The 14,750-nt window shown below is 28.7% G+C and carries 12 protein-coding genes; 11 read left to right on the forward strand and 1 reads right to left on the reverse strand.

The features are described 5' to 3' along the window. Positions 1-10 precede the first annotated feature (10 nt). The 11 genes from KGF52_RS06455 (at position 11) to KGF52_RS06505 (ending at position 13,444) form a co-directional block, all read left to right on the forward strand. Positions 11-1,168, forward strand: a complete 1,158-nt coding sequence (locus KGF52_RS06455; RefSeq protein ID WP_227839525.1) for a polysaccharide polymerase — start codon at positions 11-13, stop codon at positions 1,166-1,168. Between the two features lie 2 nt (positions 1,169-1,170). Continuing rightward, positions 1,171-2,010, forward strand: coding sequence for a glycosyltransferase family 2 protein (locus KGF52_RS06460; RefSeq protein WP_227839526.1), 840 nt, complete (start codon positions 1,171-1,173; stop codon positions 2,008-2,010). Positions 2,011-2,024: 14 nt separating this feature from the next. Next, positions 2,025-3,200, forward strand: a complete 1,176-nt coding sequence (locus KGF52_RS06465; RefSeq protein ID WP_227839527.1) for a CDP-glycerol glycerophosphotransferase family protein — start codon at positions 2,025-2,027, stop codon at positions 3,198-3,200. Positions 3,201-3,228: 28 nt separating this feature from the next. Next, positions 3,229-3,978 (forward strand): glycosyltransferase family 2 protein, encoded by a 750-nt coding sequence (locus KGF52_RS06470; RefSeq protein ID WP_227827545.1) that lies wholly within the window; start codon positions 3,229-3,231, stop codon positions 3,976-3,978. Positions 3,979-3,999: 21 nt separating this feature from the next. Then, positions 4,000-4,908 carry a glycosyltransferase family A protein gene (locus KGF52_RS06475; protein WP_227827544.1) on the forward strand — a complete coding sequence of 303 codons (909 nt, stop codon included), beginning with the start codon at positions 4,000-4,002 and terminating at the stop codon, positions 4,906-4,908. 47 nt (positions 4,909-4,955) lie between these two features. Continuing rightward, entirely contained in the window at positions 4,956-5,708 is a 753-nt protein-coding gene (locus KGF52_RS06480) for a glycosyltransferase family 2 protein (RefSeq protein ID WP_227839528.1), read from the forward strand. Next, positions 5,662-7,029 carry a UDP-glucose dehydrogenase family protein gene (locus KGF52_RS06485; protein WP_413894728.1) on the forward strand — a complete coding sequence of 456 codons (1,368 nt, stop codon included), beginning with the start codon at positions 5,662-5,664 and terminating at the stop codon, positions 7,027-7,029. Before KGF52_RS06480 ends, KGF52_RS06485 begins: the two co-directional genes overlap by 47 nt. Positions 7,030-7,034: 5 nt before the next feature. Continuing rightward, positions 7,035-8,126 carry a glycosyltransferase family 4 protein gene (locus tag KGF52_RS06490; protein WP_227839529.1) on the forward strand — a complete coding sequence of 364 codons (1,092 nt, stop codon included), beginning with the start codon at positions 7,035-7,037 and terminating at the stop codon, positions 8,124-8,126. An 84-nt stretch (positions 8,127-8,210) separates the two neighbouring features. Then, on the forward strand, positions 8,211-10,124 hold the full coding sequence (locus KGF52_RS06495; protein ID WP_227839530.1) for a nucleoside-diphosphate sugar epimerase/dehydratase: 1,914 nt from the start codon (positions 8,211-8,213) through the stop codon (positions 10,122-10,124). A gap of 201 nt (positions 10,125-10,325) precedes the next feature. Next, on the forward strand, positions 10,326-11,030 hold the full coding sequence (locus KGF52_RS06500; protein WP_227839531.1) for an SH3 domain-containing C40 family peptidase: 705 nt from the start codon (positions 10,326-10,328) through the stop codon (positions 11,028-11,030). A 299-nt stretch (positions 11,031-11,329) separates the two neighbouring features. Next, on the forward strand, positions 11,330-13,444 hold the full coding sequence (locus KGF52_RS06505) for a cell wall-binding glycosyl-hydrolase Cwp19 (RefSeq protein WP_227839532.1): 2,115 nt from the start codon (positions 11,330-11,332) through the stop codon (positions 13,442-13,444). 241 nt (positions 13,445-13,685) lie between these two features. Here the strand turns inward: KGF52_RS06505 and KGF52_RS06510 are convergent, their stop codons facing one another. After that, positions 13,686-14,651 carry an LCP family protein gene (locus KGF52_RS06510; protein WP_227827538.1) on the reverse strand — a complete coding sequence of 322 codons (966 nt, stop codon included), beginning with the start codon at positions 14,649-14,651 and terminating at the stop codon, positions 13,686-13,688. Between the last annotated feature and the right edge of the window lie 99 nt (positions 14,652-14,750).

Consider the following 14,750-nt stretch of genomic DNA (forward strand, 5'->3'; position numbering starts at 1 on the left):
AGAAAGTGAAATGAAGACTTTAAACGATGATAGAAATATTATGATTAAAAAATATCTTTATATATTTGTTTTGTTTATCATATTACTTAGAAAGTATATGATATCATTTATTGACCCAGATATGAGTATAGGGATGATTAAATCAGCGTTATTTTATTCTTCAATAGGAATACTAATGCTACTTTTTTTATTTGATAAGAGAAAAAGTATAACAGAAATGGTGCTAGTTGGAGCCTGTGTATTACTTTATATATTAAATAGAGAAGGGGCTATATTATTAATTGTTTTGCTAGCTGTATCAGCTAAACAAATAGATGATAAATATATAGTTAAAAGTTATTTAATAATATCTGCATGTTTTTTAATAGGAGCTATATTATTATTTAATTTATTTCCTTCATTAGTATTTAATCAGGAAGTCCACTATAGATATATAGGAAAATTAGATACGCTTGTTACAAGAATGGATTTTGGACTTGGTAATCCAAATGGGGTATTTTATCATATGGTTACTATATATGCAGCATATATATTCTTAAGATATAAAAACTATAATAAATGGGATAGAATAATTTTATTTGGATCTGCATTTTTTGTTTATCAAACTACATATAGTAGAACTGGTTTTTTTACTATATTAGCAGGATTAATATTTGTAGAAATAATAAGGTTGATAGACCTAAAAAAAGTAAAAGGACTACCAATGCTTATAAAGACATCACCGATAATACTCACTTTATCTAGTGTACTTATTGGTATAATGTTTTCTAAAAGTAGTGTACTAAATAGATTATTAGCGAGTAGACCTAAGTTTTGGAATGTATACCTATCTCAAGAGGGAAATTTTATGAAACCTTTTGGAAATTCATATAGCGCTGCTATAAAAGCAACTAATCCACTAGATAGTTCTTATATATATATAATTAGTGTACTAGGAGTAGTTGCTTGCATATTATTTATGTATTTGATGTATAAAGGTATAGAAAGTTTTATAGAAAAAGATAAAAAAGAGTATTTAGTAGCTTTATTCATATTTTTACTATATTCTTTTGCCGAAAATTTATTATTGGAAGCTTCATTTAGTTTTACAATAGTATTACTAATAAAAGAAGTAATATTAAACGATAAAAGAGAGGTAGATTTGTGGAAAGTGAAAAGTAGGAGGTAGTAATGTTAATATCATTAATAATGCCAACATTAAATAGATATGATGATATATATTTACTTATGGACAGCCTAGAAAATCAAACTTACAAAAACTTTGAACTTATAGTAGTAGATCAAAACGATAATAGCAAAGTTAAGGAGATAGTTGATAAATACGTTGATAAGTTAGATATAAAGTATATAAAAAGCGATAAGATGGGATTAAGTTATAATAGAAATGTAGGAATAGACAATGCTAAAGGGCAAATTATAGGTTTTCCTGATGATGACTGTGTCTACGAAAATGATACATTAGAAAAAGTTATAAATTTCTTTAATAAAAATAAAGATTATAAAATATACAGTTGTAAAACTATGGATGCAAATAAAATTGATGCATTTAAGAAAATGTATGATGGAACTTGTGATATCACAAGTTCCAACGTTTTAAATACTATAACATCCATAACTTTTTTTGTTGATTATGGAGAGAAAGAATATACAAGATTTGATGAAAAATTAGGTGTTGGTGGAGATTTTGGTGCTGGTGAAGAGATAGATTATGTTTTAAACTTATTGAGTTTAGGATTTAAAGGAAAATATTTTGGGAATGATATAATTTACCATCCTGCAAAAAAACATTCTAAATCTAAAGAAAAGTATCAAAAAGATTATAACTATGGAAGAGGTTTTGGAGCCATTTGCAAAAAAGAAATAGTCTATAGAAAGAATTATAAGTTTGTAAAGGTTATGGCATCAAAACTTGTAAGAAATATAGGCGGTCTTATATTGAGTTCCAACAGAGATTATCATAGTGCCACTATAAAAGGAAGAATTAATGGATTTAGACAGTATAAGTTATAATGAGGATGGTGTTTATGGACAAGGTTAAATTTTTAATAAATATGCTTTTGGCTTTTTTTATGTATCCATTTAGTAAGCATAAGTTTAATGGTAGAAATATCTGGCTTATAGGTGGACATTCAGGAGATATATACAATGATAATTCCAAGTTCTTTTATGAGTATATGTTGAAAGAGCATAATGATGTAGAAACTTATTGGGTAGTAAATAAAGACAGTAAAGTATTTGATAAAATTCCAGGCAAAAAATTAATAAGAGGAAGTGTAAAAAACTATCTATATTATTACAATTCAAAAGCTATAGTATTTTCACATGCGCCATCAGCAGATATAGCACCTTATAACTTTGCTGTACCTGTTCTTAATTATTTTCATAAAAAGACGATAAAAGTGTTCTTAAATCATGGAACTATAAGTTTTAAAAAGAGAAAACCAATGAATAAAAAGTTCAAAAATATTATAGATAACCTATATAAAAGCTATAATATAGTTACAGCAAGTTCTGAGTTTGAAAGAAATGTCATGGTAAATGATTGGGGAATGTTAGATGACTCAGTTTATATAATTGGAAATGCAAGATATGACAATTTACCAACAAATGAAGTTGCACAAACACGAGATATATTATATACTCCTACATGGAGAGACTGGATAAAATTTAGTTCAGGAAAATTTACAGATACAGATTATTTTAAAAATATAATGAATTTCTTGAATGATGATAAATTAAATAAAATATTAGATGAGAAAGATATAAATGTAAAAATTTATATGCATCATCTTATGCATGAGTTTATAGATGACATAAAAGAAAACATAACTGGTAAACGAATTGTATTTTTAGATAAAGGGGTAACTCTAGCAAATGAAATAAGAAAATCAGCTGTAAACATAACTGATTATTCAAGTGTTGCCATAGACTTTCTATATATGAACAGACCTATTTTATTTTATCAATTTGATTTAGATGAATATATGGAAAAAGTTGATTCGTATATAGATTTAAAAAGCGAAATGTTTGGGTCTTTGGCTTATAATAATGATGAAGCTGTGAATAAACTTATTGATATTATTGAAAATAATTTTGAGGTTATGGATAACCAAAAAAATGAAAGAAATAAGTTTTTCAGATATAATGACAATAAGAACTGCAAGAGGATATATGATTGTGTATTAAGTAAAATTAAATAAATATTTTATAAATGATGAGGAAGGTAATATGAAGAAGAATTTAGTATCTATAATTACTCCCATGTATAATTCTGAAAAATTTATTGAAGCAACCATAAAATCAGTATTAAACCAAACTTATCAAGAATGGGAAATGTTAATTATTGATGATTGCTCAACAGATAATAGTCCTAATATAGTCAAATCTTATATGCAACAGGATAGTAGAATAAAATGCATAAAGACTGAGACTAATAAGGGTGTCTCTAATGCTAGAAATCTAGCATTAAGTAATGCGACAGGACAATTTATAGCTTTTTTAGATAGTGATGACCAGTGGAATAGTAGTAAGTTAGAAAAACAAGTAAACTTTATGTTAGAAAATGACTATGTAATCTCATTTACTTCATATGAACTGATGGACGAAAATGATAAAAAGTTAAATAAAGTAATAAAAGTGCCACCTAATGTGGATTACAGAAGGTTATTAAAGGGAAATATTTTGGGATGTCTTACTGTTGTAATTGATAAGTCTAAACTGGATTTTGAAATTAAGATGAGTGGTGTAAGACATGAAGATTATGTCTTGTGGTTATCTATATTGAAAAGAGGACATATCGCTCATGGAATAAATGAAGTTTTAGCATTATATAGAAAATCTAGTAACTCCCTTAGTGGTAATAAGATAAAGGCTGCTATGTGGACTTGGAATATATATAGAAATATAGAAAAAATACCTCTATACAAAGCTATATACTACTTTATTAATTATGGAATAAATGGAATTAAAAAAAGTTAGATAGAGAGGAAGATTTAATTAATGTATAAATATAAATTTACTGTATTTACTCCAACATACAATAGAGCTCATTTACTTGAAAATTTGTACAATGATTTAAAAGCTCAAACATATGATTTCAACGACTTTGAATGGTTGATTGTCGATGATGGAAGTAGCGACGGTACTAAAGAATTAGTTGAAAAATTTATATCAGAAGATAAATTAAATATAAGATATATATACAAAGAAAATGGAGGAAAACATACTGCAATAAATTTAGGTGTGAAAAATGCAGATGGAGAACTATTTTTCATTGTAGATAGTGATGATGGTTTAATTAAAGATTCTCTTGAAATTGCTAATGATGAATGGAATTCTGTAGAAAATAAAGAAGGATTTAGTGGGGTTGTTGGACTTTGTGTATACCCAAGCGGAGATTTAATAGGCACAGAAATGCCTGAGGATAAAAAAATATGTCACTTTGCAGACCTATATTTTAAATATGGTGTTAAGGGAGATAAAAGCATTGTATTTGTAACTGATGAGCTTATAAAATTTCCTTTTCCAGAAAGAAAAGAAGTGAGATTTTTACCAGAAAGTGTAGTATGGAATGAAATGTCTAAATACTATAAAGTTAAATGTGTAAACAAACCTATGATAATAAGAGATTATTTGGATGATGGTTTGACTAAGAATATATTAAATAAAAATGCATTAAAAGGTAGAGCATTAGAGTTTTTATATTTAATAAATCAAAATACATATCCTTTAGGTAGATATCCATATATGTGGATAAAGAATTACATAAATTTAGCTAGATACTCATTGTTATCTGACAGTCATTATTTTGGCGAAATCAAAAAAATATCTGATAAATTATTGTATTTAGTGTTGTTCCCATTAGGATATTACAAATATATTGGACAAAGAAAGTTAGTATCTAAGTAAACTTGTTGGTATAGTACTGCTAGTTGCTATATAAGGAGAGTAAAAATATGAATGAGCCTTTAGTATCGATAATTACTCCTGTATATAATTCAGAAGAGTTTTTATCAGAGACAATAAAGTCAATCCAAAATCAAACTTATAAAAATTGGCAGCTTTTATTAGTGGATGATTGTTCTAAGGACAATTCAAGTGAAATTATAAAAAGTTTTCAAAAAGAAGATGCTAGAATAAAATATATAAAGCTTGAAAAAAATTCTGGAGCTGCAGTATCTAGGAATGTTGGTATTGAAAATGCGGAAGGGCGATTTATTGCATTTGTAGATAGTGATGATTTATGGGATAGTAAAAAGTTAGAAATTCAGATAGGATATATGTTAAAAGAAAATATCGGGTTTTCTTTTACATCTTATAGATATATGAGACAAGATGGAACAAAAACGAGTAAAGTTGCAAGAGCACCTAAAAAGATTGACTATGAAGGATTACTTAGAAATACTATTATAGGGTGTTCTACTGTAGTCATCGATAGGGATGTCATAGGTGAATTTAGTATGCCTTTAGTAAGAAGAGGACAAGATACTGCAACTTGGTTACAATTACTTAAAAAGGAAAAATATGCATATGGAATTCAAGAAGATTTAGTGAATTATAGGCTAGTTGGAAATTCTATATCAAGCAATAAGATAAAAGCATTAAAACGAACTTGGAATACCTATAGAAATGTTGAAAATTTAAGTTTACCAAAAAGCCTATATGTATTTTGTTTCTATGTTTTTAATGCCATTAAAAAAAGAGTATAAGTTTTATATACTTGGAGGTAAAAAAATGAAAATAGCTATAGCTGGGACTGGATATGTAGGGCTAGTAACAGGTGTTTGTCTAGCAGAGGTAGGCAATGAAAATGTAATTTGTGTTGATATAGATGAACATAAAGTTAAATCAATGCAACTTGGGATAGCACCTATATATGAAGAAGGCCTAGAAGAACTTATGGTTAGAAATTATGAAAAAGGAAGAATAGATTATACTACAGATTATAAAAAAGCTTATGAAGATGTAGATATAATACTAATAGCTGTAGGAACTCCAGAAAGAAGTGATGGTTCAGCTAATTTAGATTATATAAAGGCAGTTGCAAAGCAAATAGCTGAAACTGTAACAAAAGATACTTTAGTAGTAATAAAATCTACAGTACCAATTGGAACAAATGAAGAAATAGAAGATTATATAAATAAAAACTTAAAAAATGATGTAAAAGTTGAACTTGCATCTAATCCAGAGTTTTTATCACAAGGTAGTGCAGTAAGAGATACTTTACATGCTTCAAGAATTGTTATAGGAGTGGAAAGTGAGTGGGCAAGAGGAATACTGGAAGAAATTTATAAACCTTTTAATCAACCTATAATAGTAACTAATAGAAATAGTGCTGAAATGATAAAATATGCATCAAATAACTTTTTAGCACTTAAGATATCTTTTATGAATGATATTGCAAATCTTTGTGAGATAGCAGGTGCTAATGTGGAAGATGTCGCTTTAGGAATGAGTTATGATGATAGAATAGGAAGTAAATTCTTAAAAGCAGGTATAGGTTATGGAGGTTCTTGTTTCCCAAAAGATACAAAAGCCCTTCATTGGCTGTCTGAGCACAACGGTTATGAATTAAAAACAGTAAAGGCTGCTATAGAAGTGAATGAAAGTCAAAAACTTAAATTAGTTAGAAAGGCATCTAAACTAGTAGAGAGCTTTCAAGATATGAAAGTTGCTGTTTTAGGATTAACATTTAAGCCAGATACTGATGATATAAGAGAAGCCCCATCTATTCCAAATATAAAATATTTACTTGAAAGAGGAGCAAAAGTTACTGCATTTGACCCAATAGGAGTTGAAAATACTAAGAAAATATTTGGGGATTCTATACTTTATGCTAAATCTATAGATGATACAATAGAAGATGCAGAGATATGTTTTATAATGACAGAGTGGAAAGATGTCTTAAATTATGATATACATAAGTATAAGGAAAAGATGAAAAATCCTTTAGTTCTAGATGGAAGAAATTGTTACAAGCTTGAAGATATGAAAGAACTAGGTATTGAGTATTATTCGATAGGAAGGTAAATATTATGAAGACTGTTTGTTATTTGGCTGATGGGTCAAATCCTCATACTTTGAAATGGTGTAGTTTTTTTAAAAATAAAGGATACGACATTCATGTTATCTCTTTAAATGGAGGTCACATGGAGGGAATTAAAATTTATGACTTTGGTTCTAATGTAGAAGAACTGAAAAATGAAAATATTTCTAAAAAAACAGGATACTTAGGTTCAATAAAACAAATAAATAAACTAGTAAATGAAATAAAGCCAGATATACTTCATGCACAATATGCAAGTAGTTATGGATTTATAGGTAGTTTACTTGGGTATCATCCATATATTATTTCTGTTTGGGGTACTGATATTTATGATTTCCCAAACAATGGTTTTATACAAAAACAAATTATAAAACATAACTTTAGAAAAGCAGATTATATATTTTCAAATAGTAGAGACATGGCTAAAGAAGCTAATAAATATACAGCCAAGCATGTAGATGTAACCTTTTTCGGAGTAGATATGGATAGATTTAAACCTATGGAAGTAGAAAAAGAAGATGCTTTTGTAATAGGAATTATAAAGAGTTTGGAAAAAAAATATGGAATTGAATATTTAGTACAAGCATTTAAGATGTTGAAAGATGAATATAAAGAAAAGAAAATAATTTTAAAAATAGGTGGTTCTGGAAGTCAAATGGATAACTTAGTGAATCTGACTAAGGAATTAGGCGTGGAAGATGATGTTCAATTTTTAGGTAGAATATCTCCAGAGGATGTCAGTAAGACTTTTAATTCTTTTGATGTAACTGTATTTCCTTCTTTGAGAGAGGGTTTTGGTGTAGCTGCAATAGAATCAGAGTCTTGTGAAGTTCCTGTCATTGTTACAAATGTAGGTGGGCATCCAGAATCTGTATTGGAAAATGAAACGGGGCTAATTGTAGAGCCAAAGCAACCAGAAGAAATAAAAAATGCTATAATAAAACTAATGGAAAATGATGAGCTTAGACTTAATATGGGTAAAAAAGGGCGTAAGTTTGTTAGAGAAAATTATGAAGTTAATTTAAATTTTAATGATATAGAAAAAATATACGACTCTATATTAGATAAATATAAAAAATAAGAATTGAAAAATACAGCAAAAGATAGATGTTGTTGGCTATGCTTAGGTGCGTAGCTTTTGCTGTTTAATGGAGGGCTTCTAGTTATGCGAGAAAGTATAGATTTAGAGAAAGAAAGCTTTTTTAATAAGCTTTTAAAAAAATATAAATTTAGACAACTATCATTATTAATTCTAGATATTTGTAGCGTGCTAGTAGCATTTCGAATGTCTTTGAGTTTGACAGGCAATTTAGATGTATTCAATGTTAATAATGTAATAATTTCAGTTTGTATATATATTGGACTCCATATAGTGTCATTTAGATTGTTTAAGTGTTACAATACATTATGGAGATATGCAGGAGAAGAAGAAATTATTTCGATTTTTATTGCAACTTTAGCTTATCTAATTCCAGCTTATGTGATAAATAGAATATTGGGACTCGATTATCCTATAATGCTTTATGTATTAAATACGATATTTATTATAATGTTTACAAGTGGAGTGAGAATAGGCTACAGGGCTATAAGAATAGTCATGAATAAGACATACTCTAGAGGGAAGGTTTCTAACATTCTTATAATTGGAGCAGGAGATGCTGGAGAGATGGTTATACAAGAATTAAAGCGAAATCCAGAACTTAAAAAAGTAGCAGTAGCTATAATCGATGATGATAAAAATAAAATCGGAAGAATAATTCATAATGTAAAGATTGTAGGAACAACTTCAAAGATAAATGATATAGTTGAAGAATATAAAGTAGATGAAATAATTTTTTCTATTGCCAACATAGAAAAACACAGAAAAAAAGAAATTATTGATATGTGTAAGAATACTAATTGTAAAATAAAGACAATACCAGGAATTTATGAAATTATAGATGGAAAAGTTGATATAAAACAGATTAGAGAGGTAGAAATAGAAGACTTATTGGGTAGAGAGCCTATAAGAACAAATTTAAAAGAGATAAGTAACTATATTGAAGGAAAAGTAATCCTTGTAACTGGAGGAGGAGGCTCAATTGGTTCAGAGCTTTGCAGGCAGATTGCAGGGTTTAATCCTAAAGAGCTTATTATAGTTGATAATTATGAAAATAATGCTTATGCAATACAACAAGAATTGCTTAGAAAATATAAAAACAAGTTGGATTTAAAAGCAATAATAGCTTCAATAAGAGAAGAAAAAAGAATGGATGAAATATTTAATAAATATAAGCCAGAAGTGGTATTCCATGCAGCAGCTCATAAACATGTTCCTCTTATGGAGTCAAGCCCAGGTGAAGCTATAAAGAATAATATATTTGGAACTTTAAATATAGCAGGTTTATCTTCAAAATATAGAGCTAAGAAGTTTGTCCTTATATCTACAGACAAAGCTGTAAATCCGACAAATATAATGGGAGCTACTAAAAGAGCTGCCGAGATGATTATACAGACAATGAATGATGAAAGTCAGACTGAGTTTGTTGCAGTTAGATTTGGAAATGTACTTGGAAGTAATGGAAGTGTAATTCCCCTTTTTAAGAAGCAAATTGAAGATGGTGGACCAGTAACTGTTACACATCCAGATATTATTAGATATTTTATGACAATACCAGAGGCTGTAGGGCTTGTTATACAGGCTGGAGCTATGGCTAAAGGTGGAGAAGTATTTGTACTTGATATGGGAGAGCCTGTAAAAATATTGGATTTAGCAAAAAATTTAATAAAATTTAGTGGGCTTGAACCAGATGTTGATATAAAAATTGAATTTTCTGGTCTTAGACCAGGAGAAAAATTGTATGAAGAACTTCTTATGTCAGAAGAAGGTCTGTTAGATACAGAGCATAAAAAGATTTTTATTGGTAGGCCAATAGATGTTGATAGAGAAAAAATAACAAAATACTTAAAACTTTTAAAAGAAATTACAAACAATGAAGAGACTGAAAAAATAGATGGTGTCATGAGAAAATTAGTACCAACTTACATTAAACCAGAAGATGCTAATATCAAAGAAATTGCAACAACTCGAGAGAAGTAGAATATATTTCTAATTTGTAACCAGGGGGAGCAAAAAGAAACAAATATATACTAAAAAGAAACAAAAGATTACAAAAAGATTACAAAAAGATTACAAAAAAGGTTGCAATTTATTTTGATGTAAGTTAGAATGTTAATTAGGAATTGGAAACGAAGGAACAAAATGTTAAATTTTCGAAAGGATTAGGTATTTGAGATTATGATGAATATTAAAAATAAAAAACATATATTGAAAAAATTTATAGCGATGGTGTTAATAGCAGGAGTTGTTACAGTAGAGGCAGGAGCAATAACAGCTAGTGCAGCAGAGTTATCTAATTCACCTATGACTGCGACAGTAGATCAATGTGATTTCTTAAACATGAGAAGTGGAGCTAGTGCAAATGATGCAATAGTAGGAAAGATAAACACAGGTGACAAAGTTGAAGTTTTAGAACTACATTCAAATGGATGGATAAAAATAAGAACAGTTGACAATGTTACAGGATGGGTAAATGGAGATTATTTAACTATTGAAGGTGGAAATGTAGACGCAAAGGTACAAAATGTTTTAAACTTAGCATTTAAGCAACAAGGTAAACCATATAGATGGGGAGCAACTGGACCAAACTCTTTTGATTGTTCTGGGTTCACTTCGTATGTTTACAAAAATGGAGCAGGAGTTAATTTACCAAGAGTATCAAGATCACAAGCAACAGTAGGAAAGAAAGTATCTAGAGCAGAATTAAAAGCAGGAGATTTAGTTTTCTTTGGTTCAGGTGGTTCAATAAATCATGTTGGGTTGTATATAGGAGATTCTAAATTTATACATTCACCACAAACAGGAGATGTAGTAAAAGTTACTAGTATGGCTCCAGGAACTAATTATGCTAGAAGACTTATAACTGCTACACGTGTTTTACAATAATAATAGATTTAATTTACATAGGATTGAATATTAACATTAAATATAGTTATGTTTAATGTTTTACATAGAAAGTGAAGTATTAATTAATATTAAAATAGTGATGAACGTTATAAAAACAGCAAAGAATATAAATTTCTTTGCTGTTTTTTTTATAATAAATTATTTCATATTATAATCAAATATTAAATATAAATATTAACTATATTATTCAATATTTGACAGATAATATGAACTTTAGATATACTTAGTAAGGAGTATATTGTAGAAAAAAATAAATTTAAGAAATTAAGGGGGATGAAATGAAAAAGATAAGTATATTACTATTATCGTTGGTAATGACACTTACAATGTGTAGTGTAAGTTCATTTGCTGATTCGTCAAATGATAAGGAAATGAGAGCTGCTTGGATATCTACAGTTTATAACTTAGATTGGCCTAAGACTAAAAATAATGAAGCCAAGCAAAAAAAGGAATACACAGACTTATTAGACAAATTAAAAAGTGCAGGAATAAACACAGCAGTGGTTCAAGTAAGACCAAAATCAGATGCTTTATATAAATCAAAGATAAACACATGGTCTGAATATCTTACAGGTACTCAAGGTAAAGACCCTGGATATGACCCATTACCATTTTTAATAGAAGAAGCACATAAAAGAGGAATGGAATTCCATGCATGGTTTAATCCATACAGAATAACTATGGCAGATGAGAGCATAGATAAATTGCCAGCAAACCATCCAGCAAAGAAAAATCCAAGTTGGGTAGTTAAACATGGAAATAAGTATTACTATGACCCAGGTTTACCAGAAGTTAGAAAGTACATAGTTGATAGTATAGCAGAGGTAGTTCAAAATTATGATATAGATGGTGTTCATTTTGATGATTATTTCTATCCAGGAGTAAGTTTTAACGATACTGCTACATATCAAAAATATGGACAAGGACAAAACAAAGACAATTGGAGAAGAGAAAATGTAAATACTCTACTTAGAGATGTAAAGGCATCTATAAAGAGTATAAAGCCTGAAGTTGTATTTGGTGTGAGTCCAGCTGGAATATGGAGAAACAAGAGTAGTGACCCAACAGGTTCAGATACATCAGGTAATGAAAGTTATGTAGGTACATATGCAGATACAAGAGCATGGATAAAACAAGGATTAGTTGATTATGTAGTTCCACAACTTTACTGGCCAATTGGTCTTAAAGCCGCAGACTACTCTAAATTAGTTTCATGGTGGGCAAATGAAGTAAAAGGAACAAATGTAGACTTATACATAGGACAAGGTATATATAAACAAGGGCAATCAAGTTATAATGGGCAAAACATAGCAAAAGAAATAGTGAAGCAAGTAACATTAAATAGAAAATATAGTGAAATAAAGGGTAGTATGTATTTTTCAGCTAAAGATATAGCAAATAGTACATCTATACAAAATGATTTAAAGAGCTTGTACTCTGACAGTAATGAACAGCCAGTGACTCCACCATCTAATGTCAAGGTGGAAAAATTAAGAGGTGCTGAAAGATATGATACAGCAGTTGCAATAAGTAAAAAAGGATGGGCTACAAATTCAGATACAGTAGTATTAGTAAATGGATATTCTATAGTCGATGGTATAACATCAACTCCACTTGCTACTGCAAATGATGCACCTATATTATTAGTAAATAAGGGTGATATACCAACATCTACTAAAAATGAAATAAAAAGACTTAATCCAAGTAAAGTTATCTTAATAGGAGGAAATAATTCTATTGGAGATAAAGTTGAAAGTGAGATAAAAGATACATTATCAAATGTATCAATAAACAGAGTGGGTGGCTCAGATAGATATAGCACATCTCTTTTAATAGCAAAAGAATTAGCAAAGACTAATCCAGTAGACAAACTATATATAACAAGTGGTACAGGTGAAGCAGATTCTCTTTCTATAGCTTCAAAAGCAGGAGAAGAAAAACAGCCAATCGTATTAGTATCAAAAGATAATGTAAGTGATGAAATCTATAATTGGGTATCAGACTTAAATGTAAAAGATGCATACTTTATAGGTGGTAATTTAAGTATATCTGATTCAGTAATAAATAAATTAGATAAAGTTATTACAAATGATGTATCTAAAAATAGAATAGCTGGAGAAAATAGAGAAGAAACAAATGGAAAAGTAATACAGAAATTCTATCCAAATGCTGAATATTCATCAATATTTGTAAGTAAGAGTAATCAGTTAGTAGATGCATTAACATCAGGACCTTTAGCAGCAAAATTAAAATCACCAGTAGTTATGCTTGGAAATAGTGTAACATCTGCTCAGAAAACTGCTCTAGAGCCTAAAAAGACAAGCCTAGTATATGAAGCTGGAGATGGAATAAATCAAACTGCATTAAACAGTTTATTAAACCTAGTTCAATAGTAAGAATTTAATAAAGATACTATATTATAAATGCTATAAAGGCAAATTAAAATAAAAGTATCAAATTGGAAAATGTTAAATTAAAAAGTATTAAATTAAAGTAGAAAGTAAAAAAAGAACTATATACATTTTATAATCAAGTATGTATAATAACTTGAAAATAATTATGTAATATAGTTCTTTTTATATATTTAATCTTATATTTTATAACAATATTTGCGTTAAATGTTTTTTAGTGTTATTATTGTTTAAATTCTATATCATTAAATATAAAATCATGTAATATATCTAAAGTATCTGGGTCAAATCTAAGAACCCAACCAGCTTTTCCATATATACCACCTGTACTATGAATTTCATCATCAATAGGGAATTCAAATTGTTTAATATTTAAGTCGCCCATTTTTAAAACTTGAGCTCCTAGAGAAAGTATTGCATTAGGCTTCATATTAGTTTTAACATATGGAAGAACAGCATCTAATAAACTTGGATATTTAGTAACAGGTAAAGTTTCTGTTTTCTTGATTATAGCTTGTATAATCTCTCTTTGTCTTCCATCTCTTGCAAAGGCAGTATCATTATGTCTGATACGTGCAAAAGATAATGCTTGATATCCATTTAAAGTTTGTACTCCAGATTTCCTAATATATTGTATGCTACCTTTATCATCACTTTTATTCCAACCATAAGTTTCAGGAATAAATTTATTTAATTCACTTATTTCTCCTTTTTCAATTGTAACTTCAACGCCACCAATAGCATCAATTATATACATAAATGATTCGAAATTAACACAAGCATAATTTTGAATATCAACATTAAAGTTCTCTTCAATTGTTTGTATTAACAAATCAGCTTGTCCATAAGCATAGGCATGAGTAAGTTTTTGTTTACCATGACCAGGGATGTCTACATAGCTATCACGAGCTAATGATGTAAGTTTGATATCATTATGTTTGTTATCAATAGTTAATATCATCATAGCATCTGACCTTGAAGAATCTTCATCTGGTCTAGCATCTGTTCCCATAAGTAGTATGTTAGTTATTCCATTTTCATTTTTATGGTCATTATTATTTAATAAATCACTATTTATGCTCGAGTCATGAATGGTAGATAATTTATAATAAAAATATCCATAGACGCTTATAGGGAATATTACTACCAAAAAAGCCAGTAGTATAACAAATTTCTTTAATTTTGACAAAAGTACCCCTTCTTTCTTCTTTTTCCTGTATATTTTTTAATAGCATACACTTAATTATATTAAAGTATTGAGATATATTCCTGTCTCTTATACAAATCT

Source organism: Clostridioides sp. ZZV15-6597 (genome assembly GCF_020657815.1).
Classification (GTDB): Bacteria; Bacillota; Clostridia; order Peptostreptococcales; family Peptostreptococcaceae; genus Clostridioides.